17 protein-coding genes are annotated in these 19240 nt (G+C 37.5%); 1 reads left to right on the top strand and 16 read right to left on the bottom strand.

What is annotated here, in order from left to right; genetic code table 11:
• Positions 1-31: 31 nt before the first annotated feature.
• From secA to H3R25_RS00840, 4 genes are all read right to left on the bottom strand, one after another.
• A complete protein-coding gene (gene secA, locus H3R25_RS00855; RefSeq protein WP_187157753.1) occupies positions 32-2431 on the bottom strand; it encodes a preprotein translocase subunit SecA in 2400 nt (799 codons plus the stop codon).
• 130 nt (positions 2432-2561) lie between these two features.
• The gene (hpf, locus tag H3R25_RS00850) at positions 2562-3110 is read right to left on the bottom strand and encodes a ribosome hibernation-promoting factor, HPF/YfiA family (RefSeq protein ID WP_046306478.1); all 549 of its coding nucleotides are present in this window, start codon (positions 3108-3110) and stop codon (positions 2562-2564) included.
• An 81-nt stretch (positions 3111-3191) separates the two neighbouring features.
• Positions 3192-3881, bottom strand: a complete 690-nt coding sequence (locus H3R25_RS00845; protein ID WP_198193869.1) for a ComF family protein — start codon at positions 3879-3881, stop codon at positions 3192-3194.
• Positions 3878-5161 (bottom strand): helicase-related protein, encoded by a 1284-nt coding sequence (locus tag H3R25_RS00840; protein ID WP_198193867.1) that lies wholly within the window; start codon positions 5159-5161, stop codon positions 3878-3880. Before H3R25_RS00840 ends, H3R25_RS00845 begins: the two co-directional genes overlap by 4 nt.
• Before the next feature lie 47 nt (positions 5162-5208).
• Here H3R25_RS00840 and H3R25_RS00835 point away from each other — a divergent pair, with 47 nt between their 5' ends.
• Positions 5209-5871, top strand: a complete 663-nt coding sequence (locus tag H3R25_RS00835) for a YigZ family protein (RefSeq protein WP_198193865.1) — start codon at positions 5209-5211, stop codon at positions 5869-5871.
• Between the two features lie 13 nt (positions 5872-5884).
• On the opposite strand, the gene H3R25_RS00830 is transcribed toward H3R25_RS00835, so the two are convergent.
• The 12 genes from H3R25_RS00830 to ymfI all read right to left on the bottom strand — a co-directional run bounded on the left by H3R25_RS00830 (position 5885) and on the right by ymfI (position 19203).
• The gene (locus H3R25_RS00830) at positions 5885-7042 is read right to left on the bottom strand and encodes a glycosyltransferase family 4 protein (RefSeq protein ID WP_046306471.1); all 1158 of its coding nucleotides are present in this window, start codon (positions 7040-7042) and stop codon (positions 5885-5887) included.
• A 128-nt stretch (positions 7043-7170) separates the two neighbouring features.
• Positions 7171-8976 (bottom strand): FAD-dependent oxidoreductase, encoded by a 1806-nt coding sequence (locus H3R25_RS00825; protein WP_187157748.1) that lies wholly within the window; start codon positions 8974-8976, stop codon positions 7171-7173.
• Between the two features lie 19 nt (positions 8977-8995).
• Entirely contained in the window at positions 8996-10006 is a 1011-nt protein-coding gene (locus H3R25_RS09125; RefSeq protein ID WP_198193863.1) for a helix-turn-helix transcriptional regulator, read from the bottom strand.
• Positions 10007-10143: 137 nt separating this feature from the next.
• Positions 10144-11775 (bottom strand): ribonuclease Y, encoded by a 1632-nt coding sequence (rny, locus tag H3R25_RS00815; protein WP_046306469.1) that lies wholly within the window; start codon positions 11773-11775, stop codon positions 10144-10146.
• A gap of 129 nt (positions 11776-11904) precedes the next feature.
• Positions 11905-13017 carry a recombinase RecA gene (gene recA, locus H3R25_RS00810; protein ID WP_074425584.1) on the bottom strand — a complete coding sequence of 371 codons (1113 nt, stop codon included), beginning with the start codon at positions 13015-13017 and terminating at the stop codon, positions 11905-11907.
• Between the two features lie 152 nt (positions 13018-13169).
• Positions 13170-13829, bottom strand: a complete 660-nt coding sequence (locus tag H3R25_RS00805) for an ABC transporter permease (RefSeq protein ID WP_046306465.1) — start codon at positions 13827-13829, stop codon at positions 13170-13172.
• Positions 13829-14764: an osmoprotectant ABC transporter substrate-binding protein gene (locus H3R25_RS00800; RefSeq protein WP_187157743.1), complete on the bottom strand. Its 936-nt coding sequence runs from the start codon at positions 14762-14764 to the stop codon at positions 13829-13831. The genes H3R25_RS00805 and H3R25_RS00800 overlap by 1 nt, the downstream gene beginning before the upstream one ends.
• Positions 14765-14777: 13 nt before the next feature.
• The gene (locus H3R25_RS00795; RefSeq protein ID WP_187157742.1) at positions 14778-15401 is read right to left on the bottom strand and encodes an ABC transporter permease; all 624 of its coding nucleotides are present in this window, start codon (positions 15399-15401) and stop codon (positions 14778-14780) included.
• Between the two features lies 1 nt (position 15402).
• Positions 15403-16578, bottom strand: a complete 1176-nt coding sequence (locus H3R25_RS00790) for an ABC transporter ATP-binding protein (protein ID WP_305067116.1) — start codon at positions 16576-16578, stop codon at positions 15403-15405.
• A 153-nt stretch (positions 16579-16731) separates the two neighbouring features.
• Entirely contained in the window at positions 16732-17292 is a 561-nt protein-coding gene (gene pgsA / locus H3R25_RS00785; protein WP_198193861.1) for a CDP-diacylglycerol--glycerol-3-phosphate 3-phosphatidyltransferase, read from the bottom strand.
• Between the two features lie 34 nt (positions 17293-17326).
• Positions 17327-18397 (bottom strand): RodZ family helix-turn-helix domain-containing protein, encoded by a 1071-nt coding sequence (locus H3R25_RS00780; RefSeq protein WP_198193860.1) that lies wholly within the window; start codon positions 18395-18397, stop codon positions 17327-17329.
• Between the two features lie 77 nt (positions 18398-18474).
• Complete coding sequence (gene ymfI, locus H3R25_RS00775; protein WP_198193858.1) at positions 18475-19203, bottom strand: elongation factor P 5-aminopentanone reductase; 729 nt, start codon at positions 19201-19203, stop codon at positions 18475-18477.
• Between the last annotated feature and the right edge of the window lie 37 nt (positions 19204-19240).

The raw sequence follows: 19240 nt of genomic DNA, 5'->3' as shown, positions 1-19240 counted from the left end.
AGCATAGCCGCTTTCTCTTTAATCTTAATTTTTAACGACTAAGATTTTGTCTGATTTCAGCCTTCATGAATAAACGAGTTACATCAAATTCAATATTTGAAACCATTTCTTCAAACATGTTGTAACCGGAATCCTGGTATTCAACTAGCGGATTAAGTTGTCCATAGCCACGAAGACTAATTGATTGGCGTAATTGATCCATTGCGTCAATATGATCTGTCCAACGATCATCTACCACACGTAGAATAACCACTTTTTCAAATTCCAACATTTGTGAAGGATCAGCCAAAACATCAGCTTTTTCGTTATAGTTCTTTTCAACTTCATCATACAATTTCTCTTTTAATTCAGGAACTGTAATTGTCTTAAAGTCGATTGCATCTGTTTCATCTTCAGATAGAAGACTAGAACTAATGAAGTCACGAAGAGAATCTATCCGCCATTTGCTTCGATCACCTTGTGTGAACATGTCAACTTGACTGTTAATAGTGCGACGAATCATTGGAATTAAAACATCCTTAAGTGAATCTTCTTCACCGATGACTTGCATCCGTTCACCATAAATAATTTCACGCTGAATACGCATCACGTCGTCATATTGCAAGGTCTGCTTACGCGTATCATAGTTATTACCCTCTACTCGTTTTTGAGCAGATTCAATTTGACGAGTAATAAATCTATTTTCGATGACTTTATCATCATCATTATCTGACAAACGATCCAAAAAGTCCTTAACTCGTTCTCCACCGAAACGTTTCATCAAATCGTCTTCAAGTGATAGGTAAAAACGAGTTTCACCAGGGTCACCCTGACGACCTGAACGCCCACGAAGCTGGTTATCAATTCTACGTGATTCATGACGTTCTGTACCAATAACTGCCAAACCGCCAATTTCTTTAACGCCAGGCCCTAATTTAATATCAGTACCACGACCAGCCATGTTAGTGGCAATCGTTACAGCACCGCGTTGACCCGCATTCATGATAATTTGTGCTTCTTTAGCGTGGTTTTTAGCGTTCAAAACTGCGTGCGGAATATTTTCTCTATCAAGCAAGTTACTCAATCTTTCAGAACTTTCAACCGCAACCGTACCAACTAAAACTGGTTGTCCATTTGCGTGACGCTCTTTAATCTCGTCTACTACTGCAGCATATTTCGAATCCAAGTTAGGATACAAAACATCTGGACGGTCTTTTCTAATTACCGGACGGTTAGTTGGAATTGCAATAACTTGCATATTGTAAATTTCACGGAACTCTTCTTCTTCAGTTTTGGCAGTACCAGTCATTCCGGCAAGCTTTTTGTACATTCTGAAGAAGTTTTGGTAAGTAATCGTTGCTTGTGTCTTAGATTCTTCTTGAATCTTAACATTTTCCTTGGCTTCAATTGCTTGGTGCAAACCGTCTGAATAGCGACGTCCCTTCATTACACGACCAGTGAATGAGTCAACAATCAGAACTTCACCCTCTTGAACAACGTAATCGATGTCCTTAAGCATGATGTAATTTGCACGTAGAGCTTGATCAATGTGGTGAACAAGCTTTTGATTTTCAACATCGTATAAGTTTCTCAAGCCAAAGTGGTCACAAGCCTTTTGAATACCAGTTCTAGTTAAAGAAATGGTCTTAGTTGGCCAGTCAATCTTGTAATCGCCATGGTCCTCTTCATCATCAACGTCATCATCGCTCTTATCTTCTTTAAGAGTTTTGACAAAACGATCTGCACGAATATAGTCGCCATTAGCTTGTTCTGCTTCACCGGAGATAATCAAAGGAGTTCTTGCTTCATCGATTAAGATTGAGTCAACCTCATCAAGTATGGCGTAGTTAAGTTCACGCTGAACCATTTGTTCTTTATAAACAACCATGTTGTCACGCAAATAATCAAAACCTAATTCTGAGTTAGTTGAATAAGTAATATCGCACTCATATGCTTCCCGTTTTTCATCAGGAGACATTGCGTTAAGGTTCAAACCAACAGTTAGGCCTAGCCATCTATATAATTGGCCCATTTCTTCTTCGTCACGACTCGACAAATATTCGTTAACCGTGACAACGTGAACACCTTTACCTGTCAGTGCATTCAAATAAACTGGCATTGTAGCAGTTAAAGTCTTACCTTCACCCGTCATCATCTCAGAGATGTTACCGTAGTGTAGTGAAATACCACCCAAAATTTGAACGTGGAATGGGTATAATCCCAGAACACGCTTAGCACCTTCACGAGAAACTGCGAAAGCTTCGGGTAATAGTGAATCTAATGTCTCACCATTTTTCAAGCGTTCACGAAATTCTGGTGTCTTAGCCTGTAGTTGCTCATCAGAAAGTTTACTATATTCATCAGCATAACTTTCTACACGCTTAGCTAATTTCTCGAATTTCTTTAGTTCTCTTTTATCACCATTGTATATTTTCTTTAAAATATTAGCCATTTAATCGATCCTTATATGTACTTAAGTATAAAAACACATCATAATTTTACCATGATTAGCCCTAAATGAAAAATAAACAAAACAAAGACCTCACACTAAATGTGAGGTCCAGTCTCAAAACAGCACTTATTTATTTAGTTTCAATTAAGCCGTAACGACCATCATTCCTACGGTAAACAACACTAGTACCATTTGTTTCAGCATCTTGGAAAACGAAGAAATCGTGTTCCAACATGTTCATTTGCAAAATTGCTTCTTCTGGACTCATTGGCTTTAAACCAATTTGCTTGTTTCGAACAATAGTAAATTCTTTTGTTTCTTTTTCTTGTGCCTCTTCTTCAGCACCCTCAACAAAGAAATCACCAATTCCCTTTTCACGGGTCTTACGATTTACGCGTGTCTTATATTTTCTAATTTGTCTTTCAAGTTTTTCAGAAACAAAGTCGATGCTACGATACATATCATCAGTTGTTTCTTCTGCTCTCAATACTAAGTATGGAAGTGGAATAGTAACCTCAACTTTGGCATTACGATCACGATACACCTTTAGGTTGACGTGCGCAATAATATCTTGGTTCAAGTCAAAATATTTTTCTAATTTCTTTAAACGTTTTTCAACGTAGCTTCTTAGAGCATCGGTTACTTCGATATTTTCACCACGAACATTATACTTTAACATATGAGATTCTCCTTTCAACTGCATTCGCAGTCTTATCTTATCTATATTATAACAAAACTTGAAAGCGCTGAACAACATATCTCATCGACAAATTGTAAAGCTAGAAATCTTTGCTTGCGGAAAGGCTGTTTGAAGCGCATCCCGGGCATAATATAACGTTCTTCCGGTCGTGTAAATATCATCCAAAAGCAGGACTGAGTGGTTACTCACATCAACCTTAATTCCCTCTTTAACAAAAAAACTTTGTTTGCTTTTCAGCCGCTCACTTCGCGTACGCTCACCTTGGGCACCTTGACCTTCTTTTTTGGCAAGAAAAAACGAAAGTGGTACTAGTTTATTATAAATCGCAGCAACTGTATCAAACTGCCTTTTTGCGATGTGTTCAAGGGATGTGGGAATAGGAACATAAAAATCGGCTTTAATTTTCTTTAGCTGCTCAAAACACAGTTCTTGCAATACTTCACGTAAAACATAGTCACCATATCGTTTATAATTTACCATTATCTCGTGAAAAGCATCATTGTAGTGGTAGATTGCATGATTATGAAGTAAATTATGTCCATACATTTTTTGCCATTCTAAACAGTCAAGACAGAGTTCATTTGCGGCGGCTTTACCATAACAAATTTTACAGTGCTCTCCACTTATTGGTGCAAATTTGGCCAAACAATGCTGGCACAAACATTGTTCATGAAATTTCTTAAAGGAAAAAATCCGCAAAAATGAGGTAGCAGGAATGAAATCTTGCCCACATAACAAGCACTTTTTCATTTATTCATCTCCCTAATTTGCTTAAGTGCATTACGAATATTATGCGTGTACTTGCGGTAACAAAATAAAACAAGTCCATCTGTATCATCTTTTGCCCGGCCGACACGACCTGCAATTTGAACAAGGCTAGCTGATGTATAAATCTCGTCATCAGCTTGTACAACAATTACCCATACGTGCTTAAATGTCACTCCTCGTTCCAAAATTGTCGTCGTCACAAGTACTTGCGACTTCCCTTGCCTAAAGTTTTCCACTTTTACCAATCTGTTTTTATCCATGGCATGAACGCCCTCAACTATCACACTACTAAATTGAGCATCATTTTTTAATGCACTCACATAGATGGAAATCTGCTCAATTCTTGGCACAAAAAGCAGTAATTGATGACCACTCTTAATAACTGCGTCAATTTCTTTTAACAATCTAGGATTAATTTTTTGTTGGAGTAAAAATGGGCGGTTAAAAAATAATTCTCGCGGTACTGGTAATAATCCACCATGAAACCGTCGGTTAAGACGTAAAATCTTTAACTGCTTTTTCTTAACCTTTTCAAGTAGATCATTTGTTGGAGTTGCCGTTAAGTAAATTCTTACACCATCCTCTTTCACAGCATTCTTTGCGGCAAAATGTAGTTGCGTATTTTCAACATATGGAAAAGAGTCCACTTCATCGATTACCAGCAAATCAAAGGCACGATAAAACTTCATTAGTTGGTGTGTAGTACAAATGGTTAGTTGATCCAGTCTGGGTTCGTGATACTCTTTACCATGATATTTTCCAATTTTTATTGTGTTAAAAGCTGCCTTAAATCTCGGATACAACTCATTAACAACATCTATTCTTGGTGTTGCAATACAGCTTCTTTTCCCCTGCGAAATGCATTCAGCAATTGCCGCAAAGAGCATTTCTGTTTTTCCAGCACCGGTAACTGCGTGAACTAGCGTATCTGCTCTTTGGTTGAAGTTCTTGACAAGTTCGCACGAAACAGCTGCTTGACGTTTTGTCAGACTGCCATGCCAGGTTAGACCGCCATTCTTCATTCTGGAAAAATCAGCTATCTCCAGGTTACGAACAAGTAAATCGCCTTCTACTATGCGTCCTAATTCAATACAATCGCGGCAATAAAATTTGCCATTTGGCAGCTTCGCATAAACTCTTGCACCGCAACGCATACAGTGGCCTTGCTGAATTGCGCTAATTTTAGTTAAAGCTTCATTTGTGCTAAAATCCTCTTGACTGCTAATCCACTGGCGGCCAGCGAGGCAAGATGAATTTTCCATTTCTCTGCCCTCCTAATAATAAATACGTCAAAAGGAGGCAAACTTTTTTGGTCAAAGAAGAAAATTATTTAACAATTAAAGAAAATGGTTCAAACGAAATAGTCATTAAAAAGAGTCGCTTTATTGCAAGTCTTTTTCGCACCGAATCAGTAGCTGAAGCTGAAGCAGTAATCGCTGCAACCACAAAAAAATACCGTGATGCAACTCATAACACTTATGCTTATACGATAGGATTAAACGATGAGCAAGTAAAAGCCAGCGATAATGGTGAACCTTCTGGAACCGCTGGTGTTCCTGAGCTAAAAGCCCTACAACTGATGAATTTAAAAAATGTTACTGCTGTAGTTACGCGCTATTTTGGGGGGACTAAACTTGGTGCTGGTGGATTAATTCGGGCATATTCTAACAGCGTTACCGAAGGAGCTGAAGCAATCGGCGTTGTTAAGCGTGTCTTGCAACAAGAGCTTTCTTTTCACGTCGCATATAATCGGTTTGATGAAGTGAACCATTTTCTAAAAGAAGAAAATATTTGGATTGAAAAAGTTACCTATGGAGTCGATGTTGTCATTAGCATTTTTATCGATGAAGATGAGCAGCAAGAGCTTGAAAAAAACCTCACCAACCTTATGAGCGGTCAAATCGAGTTTACGCCAGGTGATAAACGCTATAATGAAATTCCAATTACCGATCATAATTATCATGACAAATAAAAAGGACTAGTACTTAGTCCTTTTTATGTTTGCTTTTTAATTGTTCTGGTTTTTCTTGACCCAAATGCCAGACTTCAACCGTTGGATCTTTCTTACTACGTGAATTGATTATTTTTTGTATCAAACTTAAAAGCGGTTTGTATTTTTCACCCAATAAGCCAATTGATTCAACAAATAACTCTAGTGCTACGGCTAACCCCGCAATGAGTAGCCATAGGCCCCACACCGGTGAAAGTAAGAAAAGCAATGAAATGAATGAAAAAATCAGTGAAATTCCATATATTGCTAAAACTGCTTGCCGGTGAGTTAGCCCCATTTTCATTAACTGATGATGCAAATGGTGCTTATCTGCCTGTGAAACAGGTTGATTATTAAGCTTACGTCTAATCATCGCATAAATCGTATCAGTGATTGGCACGCCTAAAATTGTGACTGGTACTAGCATTGAAATAAAAGTTACATTTTTCAAGCCTTTAAGCGAAAATACCGCAATCATGAAACCAATATAGAGTGCCCCTGTGTCACCTAAAAACATTTTTGCCGGATGAAAATTATACGGTAAAAATCCCAAAAGACATGCAGCTAACATAAAACAACTAATTGGAATGTAAAGCTGACCTGTATGTAAGAAGAAATAGCCAACTATTCCCATTGTTGTCAATGATATCATTGATACACCATCGGCTAAGCCGTCAAGGCCATCAATTAAGTCGACAGCATTAGTCAACGCTAAAATCCAAAAAATTGTTATTGGTAAGCTCCACCAGCCTAGATTTATTTGCTTATTTAAAAATGGTAGGTTTAGTACACTCATTTTTATTCCAGCCAAAAAGTAAATTACCAATGAACCAATGAAAATACCAAACATTTTTTGTCTTGGCTTAAGTTCCATAATATCATCAATAATTCCGGTTAGAACAATTACACTTGACCCAAGAAGGACACTAAAGGCTTCATGAGTAGGAAATTGCTCACGCAAGAGAATAAAAACCCCAATATTAAAAGTAACAAAAATACCCAAGCCACCTAGAGTCGGCATTGGCTTCTTGTTTACTCGTCTTTTGTTGGGGATGTCTACTGCCCCTAAAACAAAGGCTAACCTTCTAATAAAAGGTGTGATTGCAGCTTGAATAATCACTAAGAAAAACAGTTCAACGATAATTTTAAACATAATCGGCTACTTTCATAAATTAATTCTCTTAATTATACCGACTTGGCGAAAAATGTACAAATTAGGCTTTTCCTAGTACAAAAAAATGGATTCACTTTACTATGAATCCCATTTTTGTTTTTAAAGTCCTAAGCTTGATTTAGTGCTGCCATAACAGCCGCCTTAAATGCCCGACTTGTGGCAGAAGCTCCTGAAACGACATCGACATCTGCAGTCTGGTTTGCAATCATTTTTTCCTGCAACTGCTTAATTGCCTTTTCACCATAATCCGGTGATTCGCTTTCTTTCAATACTTCAATTTTACTTGGGTTCTTTTGGTCATCCACAGTAACGCGAACCACAATTTCATTACCCATTCCACTAGTTGACGTACCAATGTATTGATTGTCGCCAGTTGTATAATGCTCTTCTTTTACATCAGAAACTGGAAAATCAGTGTCTAAATTTTGTTCACTAACACTGGCACCTGTAACTGCTTGATCATCTTTTACAGTGGCTGCATTTTCACCAGCAATCTTACCGAAAATTAGGCAATCGGCAATATCTCCACCACCATTATATTGATTGGCTCCGATATGACCTAATTCTCCGGCAACGTATAAATGAGGCAACACTTTTTGATCAGTATCCAAAACTTCAGCGTTTTCATTACGTCTTGGACCACCCTGAGTATTAAGCATTGTATGTTGCTGTGCAATTGAGTAAAACGGTCCTGAAAGTGAAATTTTTGCCATTGATTCTGGTTTCCTGCCGCATTGGTAATCTACCTTTTGATCTACGAAGAAATTATAGGTCTTAATTGTATTTTCCAATACCTCAGAATCAACACCAATTGTCTTGGCCAAGTCAGCAATTGTATCTGACTTAATAGCTTTAGCCAGAGTCTCTTTTTGAAAATCTTCTTTAGCGCCAGCAGTCAATTCATCAAACTTCTTTTGATCAAAAATCATATGTGGATGAATTTGTGCAAGTGGTATTCTCCAAAGGCCGTGGTTATAGCGGTGACCATGTCTAGTTGGGTCATCTTCTGGGACATATCTTGTACCATCATCACCTACTGAAATGAGTGAACCCGTAAATAAAGCTTTCCAGCCCATAATATTATGGGCTCTTTGGCCTTTTGGCGCAGCAAAGTTAACTGTTCCACCCGGCTCATAGTTGTTCATGTGCCATAAATCAGCACCAACTTCAATCGCCATTTTGATACCATCGCCATTGTTATACAGTGTCCCGTATGGTAAGAGGTTTGTTTCACCTAAGTAATCCTGTATCATTTGATCATTATTTTCAAAACCACCTAAGGCTAGAACAACACCGTTTCTTGCTCGAACATTGAATAACTTGCCTTTGTTTTCAATTTGAACACCAATAATAGTTTTATCATCATTTTGGATTAAATGCTTTGCAGGAGTGGAATAAAGCACATCAATCCTATCGCTTCGGTCTAAAACATTTAGACGCAGTATTTTCCATAAAGCTGCATCAAAGATTTGATCATGGATTAAAAGGTCATCATTTGTATCTGCACCTTCAAATTCCGGGTACTCGGCACTCATATATGCAAGCATTGCTACATTCTTATTACCAGGATTATTCTTAACGCTGAATGCTTTGCCGCCTAAGTACTTTTCAAAGTATTCTGGTAGATTAACCATTCCTCTAACGAAGGTATCGAGTACCTTTTCGTCCAAATCAAGCGGCTCAGTCATTTTTTGATAATACTTTTTAAGCTTGTCATAATCATAACCTGCTTCAACAATCTGGCCACAATATCTGGTGTTACCACCTTCATGGCCCTCAGGAGCACTGTCTACTAACAAGACTTTGGCTCCCTTGTCTGCAGCAAAGCGAGCAGCAGTGGCACCTGCACCACCAAAACCAACTACTACAACATCATAAGTTGCATTCCATGTATCTTTATTTTTTAAAAACATTTTTTCTCTCCTCAACAATTTAATTTGTTGAATTAAATTGATTTTTCCGATAAATAACTTCGTGTCGGTATGTTAAAACGGTCTTTCCAGTCCACTTTTTGAATGCTTTATAAAAAGAAGTAACATCCGTGAATCCTACTAAGAAGCTTACTTCAGCAGTTTTCATAGTTGCATCTTGCAACAAGTTAAGTGAAAGAACTTGTTGAACCTTACCTAGTTCTTTTTTAAAGGTAGTTCCTTCCTTACCAAGCCAGCGTTGTAAAGTTCGTGGCGAGATACCAATTTCTTCTGCGACATCTTTAACTTGAAAATTGCCACCAGCAATCAATTTAAATAAAACATTTTGAACTACCGCTGAAAAAGGTGGATTGACGTTTAATTCATCAATGTACTTTTTTAACCCAGGCTCCATAAAATTCCAAACAATATCATTTTGAGTTTTAAAAGGAATTAGTAAATCTTCTAATTTAAATACCAAATAGTTATCCGAACTCATTTGAGCTTGAATCCCTATATAGTTAGTCAAAATCTGACTATATTCAAAACGACTACCAATTGAGATGGGCTTGACTTCTTTTCCTGTGCCAGTTCTAATTAAACTGATTATCGATAGTTGATCAACTAGTAAACTAAAACGTGATATTTTACGATATTGATTAAGGTATCCAATGTGGATCCTTAACTTATCACCCTCTTTAAACGTTCCGATTTCAATTGGACCAATTAGTTGTTCGTACGATGCTAAACGTGAAATTGCTTGCTGCCCATTTTTACTTGAAAGAGCGGCAAAGTAGGGAGGAATAAACTGATAAAATTTTTGGACATTACTACAGGTTAATAACTGTTGATCGTTTGCATTTTTATCCAGTATTTCAAAAATATGAGCACTTTGGATCCACTTTGAATCTAAATATTTATCTAAATTTTTCGATTCAAATAAACTTGATAGTGTAGTAAATGGATAGCCTAATTCACTGATAAAACTTTGAAGTTCTGAAGATAGAAGTTCTGAAGATATGCGTAAACTCACTTTTATTTCCTCTCTAAAATAGATTGTATACTTTTTCACTAATTAATTTTGTGATTTATAATGACATTTTATGTCAAAATGCGCCAAAAAAATCTTGAAAAGCGCACAAAAAAAGGTTGAATGAAAATTCAACCTTTTTATTTTGCAACTGCAACTACCCTTTTTTCACGAATGACCGTAATCTTAATATTACCCGGGTAATCAAGCTCTTTTTCAACTTGGTTTCGAATATCACGTGCTAAAACAGTGATGCGATCATCTGAGATCTTGTCTGGCTCTACCATTACGCGAACTTCACGTCCTGCTTGAATGGCATAAGCCTGTTTAACTCCGTCATACCGATTGGCAATTTGTTCTAGTTCAGTTAACCGTCTAATATAGTTTTCTAAACTTTCACTTCTTGCTCCTGGTCTCGCAGAAGAAATCGTGTCTGCTGCTACTACTAGTTCAGCAATAAACGAAGTCTTCGGTACATCCCCGTGATGAGCAGCAATTGCATTAACTACTACATCTGGTTCATGATATTTTCTTGTTAATTCCACACCTATTTCTACGTGTGAGCCTTCAATATCATGATCGATGGCTTTTCCTATATCGTGTAATAATCCCGCGCGAACCGCTAATTTTTCATTTAAACCTAGCTCAGCCGCCATTGTGCCGGCTAATTTTGCCACTTCAATCGAGTGACCTAAAACATTTTGTCCATATGATGTCCGATACTTGAGTCGACCTAATGTTTTAACCAATTCAGGATTCATTTTGTGAATTCCTAATTCCATTAGGGCGCTTTCACCAGCTTCATAAATATCGTCGTTGACCTCTTTACGAGCCTTATCAACCATTTCTTCGATTCTAGCAGGGTGAATCCGTCCATCCTTAATTAAACGTTCCATTGCTCGTTTTGCAATTTCACGTCTAATTGCGTCAAAACCACTTAGTGTAACTACTTTTGGAGTATCATCAATGATTAAATCAACACCAGTAAGGGCTTCAAAAGAACGAATATTTCTACCTTCACGGCCAATAATTCGTCCTTTCATTTCTTCATTAGGCAAATCAACAACCGATACTGTAGTCTCAGCCACAGTATCAGCTGAACTATTCTGAATGGCATCAATAATGATTTTATGAGCATAGTGATCAGCTTTTGCCTTAACTTCCTCATTACTATTTTGAATCATTTCCGCACGTTCTTTAACTAACTCATCAGATAGTTGACTAAGAACCATCTTTTTACCCTGCTCTTTATCCAAATGAGCTACTTCGTAGAGCTTATCTTGGCTTTGCTGTACTAGCTCATCAGCTTCTTTAATTTTTTCATCTAAATCAGCTTTTTGTTTTACTAATTGGTTTTCCTTCTCGGTTAGTCCATCCTCTTTTTCGATCAACAAAGAATTCTTGTGATTGAGTGTATCTTCTCGTTGTTTTAAGCGATTATCATCACGTGCAATTGCGTCACGCTTTGTGTTTAGCTCATCTTCAACTTTTTGTCGATATTCTTGAATCTGTTCTTGAGCTTCAAGAATTTTCTCTTTTTTGGTATTTTGTGCACTTTGCTTAATAGCATCTGCTGCCTGCTTTTGTGCGTTGACTTCAGCTTTTGCGGCATCTACTTGTGCTTTTGCTTCGGTTAAAATATGGTCAGCATCACTTTGCGCATTTTGGACTTTTTTCTCCCAAATGTTCTTTCGAACAGCATAGCCAATGACTGTACCAACTAAAATTGAAATAATAGCAACCGCGACGGGAATCAATATTGTATTTGTCATGATTACTATCGCCTTTTTTATTTTTAGATTATTTACACATAATTAATAATAATGAACCGCGAGAACGATGTCAAACAAGTAGAAAAAAACCTTGATCCAAATTATAGATCAAGGTTAATCTCCTCAATTTTAGTTACTTTTGTTGTCGGTTTCCTTTTTTTCGGAAACCTCCTTTTCAGCATTCTCGGCTTCTTTAGCCTTTTTGCTTTTAACTTTTTCAGGGTCTTCACGCTCAGCAATTGACTCTTCATCAATTCCATAAGCCTGCCTTACCTTCTGTTGAACTTCATCATAAATATCAGGATGGTCTTCAAGATATGCCTTGGCATTTTCACGCCCTTGACCAATTCTTTCATCGTTATATGAATACCAAGAACCCGCTTTAGCAACAATATCTTTATCAGCGGCCATATCAAGTAATTCACCACTTTGTGAAATACCCTTGCCGTACATCATATCAACTTCAGCAACTTTAAATGGCGGTGCAACCTTGTTTTTAACCACTTTAATTTTTACTCGGTTACCAGTAATTTCGCCACCAGTTTGCTTGATTTTTTCTGCTCTTCTAATCTCTAGTCTAATCGTAGAATAGAACTTAAGGGCACGGCCACCAGGAGTAGTTTCTGGATTACCAAACATAATACCGACTTTTTCACGAATCTGATTAATAAAAATTGCAATCGTTTTTGTCTTATTAATGTTTCCTGACAGCTTACGTAAGGCCTGACTCATCAAACGAGCCTGCAAACCAACGTGACTGTCACCCATTTCACCATCAATTTCTGCTTGAGGTACTAAGGCAGCTACAGAGTCAACAATTAAAATATCAATCGCGCCACTCGTAATCAGTGTGTCCGCAATTTGCAAACCTTCTTCACCAGTATTTGGCTGGGATAGGATAAGTGAGTCAACATCAACACCTAAAGCTTCCGCATATGCTGGATCCATTGCGTTTTCCGCATCAATATACGCAGCCGTTCCGCCACGCTTTTGCACTTCAGCTACAGCGTGCAAAGCAACCGTAGTTTTACCTGAAGATTCAGGTCCATAAATTTCAACAATTCTGCCTCGCGGATAGCCGCCAACCCCAAGAGCTGCATCTAATGCAAGCGAGCCGGATGGAACGGTTGAAATTTTGGTATCCGCCTTGTCGCCCATGCGCATAACGGCACCTTTACCAAAATTCTTTTCGATTTTTTTCAGCGCATTTTCCAATGCAGCCTGCTTTTCATCTTTGGCCAAGAATTTTTTCCTCCTCTAGTATCTAGTCCTCAATTTAGTACTTACTAATTATACTTTGATTTAGTGTATATTTGCAAGAAAAAGCGAACAAATGTTTTAAAATTACTTTCTTACTAATAAGTACGCTAGAACTAACAATAATTTTTTGCAATTTAATTTCTTAGCCCTTTTGGTTGCAACCATTTTTGTAAAAAGTTCAGAAGTAAATCTGCCAAAATTGCCATTAACGCGGTTGGCAATGCACCTGCTAAAATAATTGCACTACCGTTAGTTGCATTGGTACCACGGATAATTATATCGCCTAATCCTCCTGCACCAACAAAAGAACCAATTGATGTGATTCCAATTGCAATCACGAGAGCATTTTTTAATCCGGCAATAATTACTGACATTGATAACGGAAGTCGCACCAGATAGAGCAACTGCCATTTAGTCATACCCATCCCTTTACCTGAGTCAATGACATTTTTATCAACACTCTTCATTCCAGTATATGTATTTTTAATAATTGGTAATAAAGAATAGAGTGTCACCGTCACTATTACTGTCATTACACCTAGTCCCATCGCAATCATAATTATTGAAAGCAATGCAAGTGACGGAATTGTTTGAATAAAGTTGGCAATTTCTACAACAAAGTTACCTAAGTGTGCATTTCTAGAAATAAAAATTCCAATGGGAATTCCAACTACAGCAGCAAACAGTACACCGTAAATCGAGATTAAAAACGTACGGTTAAATTGTTGCAAAACGTAACTGCCATTGTGCTGGTAATAATAAATAAATTGTTGCCACAAACCTAATTTTGACATTATTTTTGCCCCCTAAAGTAATTGTGCTTGACCAAGAATTGATGAGCGACAGTAGCAGGCTCAAGTAATTTATCATCCACTTGATAATTCATTGCCCTAATTTCATGGACATTAATATTACCTACTAATCTACTTAAAAGCGGCTTCAAATCTGGATGCTCACGTAAAAGATAGTTATTAATCAACATCCCGCAGTTATATGGTGGGAAAAAGTGCTTATCATCTTTTAGTAAGTGTAATTTATAGCTATCAATCCGGCCATCAGTTGAATAGCCTAAAATGACATCCATCTTTCCACTCTTCAAAGCTGAATATACTAATCCGATATTCATTGGGTGTGCTTTTGAAAAGGTAATGCCATACGCTGTCTGAAAGGCAGGATAACCAACACCAGGAGCATTGACCCATTCGGATGCAACTCCGAAAGAAAACTTATCCTTCACCTTTTTCAGATCAGAAATATTATATAGATGATATTTTTTCTGATCTTTTGCTCTTACCATAAAGGCATAGTTGTTTGCGAAACCATAAGTTGGCAGATAAGTTTGATCCCATCTTTTCTTTACTTCTCGCCTAACTGTTTCATTCGCCTTTTTTGAATCCTTAATTGCTGGTAATAGTAAATTGGCGGTCAATTCACCACCATCATAGGCCGCAGCTTGAATGTCAGCATCATGCCGATAAAGAGCTTGGTGTTGCATTGGCGCTGAACCTAAATTATTGATAATCGAAGTTTTATAATTCGTTTCATGTTCAATCAATTGAGCAACAATGTTAGCCACAATTTGTGATTCAGTAGTCGTTAGAGCCGTAATCCTAATATCGTCATTTTGCCCCTGAGTATCCGCTAAACCAGGTAAGCCACACGCACTGCTGGTCAATACAAGTAAGACTGAAATGAATAACAACAATAAATTTTTAAATTGCTTTTTCATTAGACATGCCTCCTTATATTCCCTTTGGCGAGAGCTTCTTCTCTAACTGGCCTAATAAGTAATCTGCCAAAAGTGCTAAGATAATAACTGGAATCGTACCACCAAAAATTAAATCTGGTTGATATAAACTCAAGCCATTGAAGATAAAGTCACCTAATCCTCCTGCCCCGATATATGAAGCTAAAGTAGCCCAAGCGATGACATAAATAGCTGATAATCGAATGCCTGACATAATTACTGGCATTGCTAAGGGAATATCAACCTTGAGAATTAATTGCATTTTCGTCATTCCCAGTCCGCGAGCTGAGTCTATCGTGTCTGGATTTACATCAATCAAACCAACGTATGTGTTGCGCATTATCGGCATCAAACTATAAAGAAATAAAGCGATAATTGCTGGTACACGTCCTACGCCAAAGAAAGGAATCATCATTGCGAGCAGTGCTAAGGCTGGAATAGTCTGCAACATACTCGCAAGTGCAATTACGACTTTGGCAGTCTTAGGAAATTTAAGCAAAATTACGCTAATCGGTACCGCAACTATGATTCCTAAAAACAATGAAATTGCGGAAATATAAATTTGTTGCCAAGTTTTTTCAAGCAACTCTGAACCATGCTGTGCAATGAAAGCAGACATACTAATTCGCCTTCTTTTCTAACTCTTCTGTTGCAGGTTTCTTTTCTCCCCAAATTTTTTCATAGACAACATTAACTAAACTAGCTCGAGTAACTACTCCAATTAGCTTTCTCTCTGCGTCAACGACTGGAATATATTGACCATTGCGGCTTAAAATTCTGCTGAAATTATCACGTAAATATTCTTCAGGCCCAACGGTAGCATTAATTGGCAACATAATATCGCTAACTGAACTAACATGAGGATACTTTCTTTGTAAGTCAGCAATCGAAATGTAGCCTTTCAAATGATTATCATCATCAATTACAAGCAAAGTATCAACGTGACGTTCTTTCATCATAGCTAATGCATCATTCAAAGAAGCACCCAAATTAATTTTCACGGGTGCTGTCATCACATTTTTAACCTTAACAGTTTCATATTTTGCTTCAGAAAGTCGCTCCTCACCAATCAGGCTCTCAACAAATTTATTTGCAGGATGATGCAAAATTTCTTCCGGACTTCCTACCTGAATTAACTTGCCGTCATGCAAAACGACAATCTTAGTGGCAAGTTTTAGTGCTTCATCCATATCATGTGTTACAAAAACAATCGTTTTGCCTAACTGCATTTGTAAATTTTGCACTAAGTTTTGTAGGCTCTCCCGCGTGATGGGATCGAGTGCGCCAAAAGGCTCATCCATTAAAATCAAATTTTGATTTGCAGCCAAAGCCCGCACTACACCAATACGTTGCTGTTGTCCTCCAGAAAGTTCAGCTGGATAGCGGTCTAAATAAGATTCGGGTAATTCAGCCAGTTTGATTAAACGCTCTGCTTCTTCATTGAGCTTTTCTTTCGACCATTTTAAAAGTTTGGGTACTAGAACGATATTTTCACGAATTGTCATATGCGGCATTAAACCATTATTTTGAATTACGTAACCAATCTTTCGACGTAAGTTAACTGAGTTAAACTTCTTTACGTCCTTGCCGTTAACCAAGACTTGTCCTTTAGTTACGCTATTCATCCGGTTAATCATTCTCATTAACGTCGTTTTACCTGAACCGGAGGTACCGATTAAACAGCAAAATTCACCCTTATTTATTTTAAAGCTAATGTGCTCCACTGCTGGTTGCTTCGACTTGGAGTAAATCTTCGTCACATCTTTGAATTCAACCATTGGAATTTCTTCTACCATAAAATCTCTCCTTTTCATTTTAATTATAATTTAATCTTAACAGTATTATTACTTGTTATCAATCTTGTTGCTTTATACTAGGCTTCACCAATTAATTTTTGGCAAACAAAAAACACTAACTAAGTTAGTGTTTTATAGTTATTCAATTTGTTTTTACATAGAACCTTTGAAAACATCCCATGAACTGCGGAAGTAATCCCAGCCAGAGTATATTGTAAAAATTAAAGCTAGATATAGCAAAATTGTTCCAATATGGTAAAAATCACCAACTAATAAGAAGATAATTGATAACATTTGGCATGTTGTCTTAATTTTGCCTGGCATAGCAGCTGCCATTACTTGACCCTTGTTTTCAACAAGTAGCAAACGTAAGCCAGTTACTGCTAACTCGCGGCAAACAATAACTGCAACTATCCATGCTGGAGCTAAATTTAAAGAAATCAACATAATAAAAGCTGTCATTGTCAACATTTTGTCAGCTAAAGGATCAGCAAACTTACCAAAGTTAGTAACTAGGTTTCGCGAACGGGCAATATGTCCGTCAAACCAATCTGTTGCCGATGCAACTGCAAAAACAATCGCAGCAACTACTAATTTCCAATAAACAGTTGCTCCAGCAACTTTAACACTGGCATCCCCACCGAAAATAATAATTAATACAAACACCGGTATTAAGAAAATTCTAAAAACCGTCAATTTATTAGGTAAATTCATTCTAAATTACTTCCTTCTACTACTTGGCAGTCTTTTACCGGCCACCATTGCTGTTATTTGTGGACTGGTTAGAATGGTTAGCTTCAGTCCCTTGTCCATTGTTAGTTTGCTGGTTTGTTTCATGACCAGATTGACCATTATCAGTTTGACCGTTCTGCTGGTTATTAGTAGTACCATTTGACTGATTTTGGCCTTGATTATGCTGATTTGTATTAGTATTTGAATGGGTAGTCGTTTGATTATTATTAGTTTGCGTTGAATTATTCTCAGTTGTCTGAGATTGTTCTTGCTTATGCTTACCAATATAGAAAGTCAAAGTGCTACCGGTAATCCGTGGATCAAAGTGCATTCTCTTACCGCCAATCCTAATTGTTGCACCATAAGGATTAGTAAATGTCACTACCATTGTTTTAGCAGATTCAGGAATAGCTATAGTACGTTTCTGATTTGAAGTTAGTACTTGATTTGCTTGGCTAACGCCGTCAATTATAACTGAAACATTGGTTTGTTGATTACCAGCACGTACAACTAAATTGCGGTTTTCCTTTAAGCCCGTTACTTGATATTGATTATTACTCAACTGCTTAATTTTTACTTTAGTTTTCTTAACTTGCTTCCGCTTCTTAGGCTTTGTTGTATTGCTGTTATCTGATGAAACAGAAACATCGTTAGCAGAATTGTCAGGTTGATTGTCACTAGCTGAAAAATGAGCATAAACCATGTAACAAACAAGCACAGCCAAAATAATCCCTACACCAACAATAATTCTTGGAAGATACTCTTTCCAAATCTTCTTTTTATTGCTAGTTGTTTTGCTGACTTCTTCGCTTTTGTTATCGATTGAATCCTCAACGTATTCGTCAGGCTCAGCTTGGGGAATGTCATTGTGGTATTCACTAAGAAGCTGCTTGCCGTCTAATCCGACTACTTGCGCATATTGTCTGATAAAAGCACGTACATAAAAGTCACCAGGAAGCTTATCAAAGTCATCTTGCTCAATTGCCGTCAGATACCTGCCTTGAATTTTGGTTGCTTTTTCAATATCTTCAATTGAAAGTCCCTTTGCCTCTCTGGCACTGCGTAATTTGTCTCCAATATCTGCCATAGTTACCCCTTTTAATTTTTATTTTTACACACTGAGTATAACATATATACTACTAATTTCTTTTACCATTATATAAACTACGTTAACCAGCCACCACTAACATAAAGCGTTTGTCCAGTTAAATAAGTTGAATTGGGATCAAGTAAGGCTTTGACCCAGAATGAAATGTCAGCGCCACTAGCTAATCGTCCAGCCGGAATTTCTTCTACTACTTCTGCCATTTCTTCTGCAGAAAGCATTTTATTCATTGCTGTGTCAACTGCACCGGGCGCAATAACATTAACCGTTAAGTTAGCCGATGCAACTTCTCTAGCGTATGCCTGGCTAAAGCGGCTAAGTCCAGCCTTAGTTGCACTATAAACTGTTTCCATTGCGCTGCCCTGAGCTCCATAAACCGAACCGATAAAAATAATTCGACTAAAATCATTTTTTAGCAAGAGTGGCTCAAGTAGGCTAGTCAACTTAATTGGTGTAACCAAGTTGACCTGCATTATCTCATCAACTTTATCCAAATGTTGATCACTTAGAAGATGATAATCTGTAATGCCCTGAGCAAAAATAATTGCATTAATTGGCAATAAACTCTGCACTACTTTTTCAAGCTCATTATTTTCTGCTAAGAAACTGAACTTGAGCGGTAGAAAGTCCTGCGATGGGTATTGCTTCATGAAGCTTTCACTCATTTCACAAGCAGCTGTCCAATTACTGCTACAATGAATATATAACGACCAACCGGCTTCAGCTAAATCGGTACAAATCGACCGACCAATACCACCAGTTGCACCAAAAACTATCGCTCGCTGCATCAAAACATTTCCTTTTTTGTTTTAGTGAACAAAACAC

Origin of the sequence: Lactobacillus sp. M0390, assembly GCF_016102085.1 — a bacterium.
Classification (GTDB): domain Bacteria; phylum Bacillota; class Bacilli; order Lactobacillales; family Lactobacillaceae; genus Lactobacillus; species Lactobacillus apis.
Note: the sequence above shows the minus strand (reverse complement) of the source record. Positions and strands in the feature narration are given on the sequence as shown.

What these genes read in the sequence shown, in the direction of transcription:
- secA (WP_187157753.1), bottom strand. Translation starts at nt 2,431, where the DNA reads ATGGCTAATATTTTAAAGAAAATATACAATGGTGATAAAAGAGAACTA.
- hpf (WP_046306478.1), bottom strand. Translation starts at nt 3,110, where the DNA reads ATGTTAAAGTATAATGTTCGTGGTGAAAATATCGAAGTAACCGATGCT.
- H3R25_RS00845 (WP_198193869.1), bottom strand. Translation starts at nt 3,881, where the DNA reads ATGAAAAAGTGCTTGTTATGTGGGCAAGATTTCATTCCTGCTACCTCA.
- H3R25_RS00840 (WP_198193867.1), bottom strand. Translation starts at nt 5,161, where the DNA reads ATGGAAAATTCATCTTGCCTCGCTGGCCGCCAGTGGATTAGCAGTCAA.
- H3R25_RS00830 (WP_046306471.1), bottom strand. Translation starts at nt 7,042, where the DNA reads ATGTTTAAAATTATCGTTGAACTGTTTTTCTTAGTGATTATTCAAGCT.
- H3R25_RS00825 (WP_187157748.1), bottom strand. Translation starts at nt 8,976, where the DNA reads ATGTTTTTAAAAAATAAAGATACATGGAATGCAACTTATGATGTTGTA.
- rny (WP_046306469.1), bottom strand. Translation starts at nt 11,775, where the DNA reads ATGACAAATACAATATTGATTCCCGTCGCGGTTGCTATTATTTCAATT.
- H3R25_RS00805 (WP_046306465.1), bottom strand. Translation starts at nt 13,829, where the DNA reads ATGTCAAAATTAGGTTTGTGGCAACAATTTATTTATTATTACCAGCAC.
- H3R25_RS00800 (WP_187157743.1), bottom strand. Translation starts at nt 14,764, where the DNA reads ATGAAAAAGCAATTTAAAAATTTATTGTTGTTATTCATTTCAGTCTTA.
- H3R25_RS00795 (WP_187157742.1), bottom strand. Translation starts at nt 15,401, where the DNA reads ATGTCTGCTTTCATTGCACAGCATGGTTCAGAGTTGCTTGAAAAAACT.
- H3R25_RS00790 (WP_305067116.1), bottom strand. Translation starts at nt 16,578, where the DNA reads ATGGTAGAAGAAATTCCAATGGTTGAATTCAAAGATGTGACGAAGATT.
- pgsA (WP_198193861.1), bottom strand. Translation starts at nt 17,292, where the DNA reads ATGAATTTACCTAATAAATTGACGGTTTTTAGAATTTTCTTAATACCG.
- H3R25_RS00780 (WP_198193860.1), bottom strand. Translation starts at nt 18,397, where the DNA reads ATGGCAGATATTGGAGACAAATTACGCAGTGCCAGAGAGGCAAAGGGA.
- ymfI (WP_198193858.1), bottom strand. Translation starts at nt 19,203, where the DNA reads ATGCAGCGAGCGATAGTTTTTGGTGCAACTGGTGGTATTGGTCGGTCG.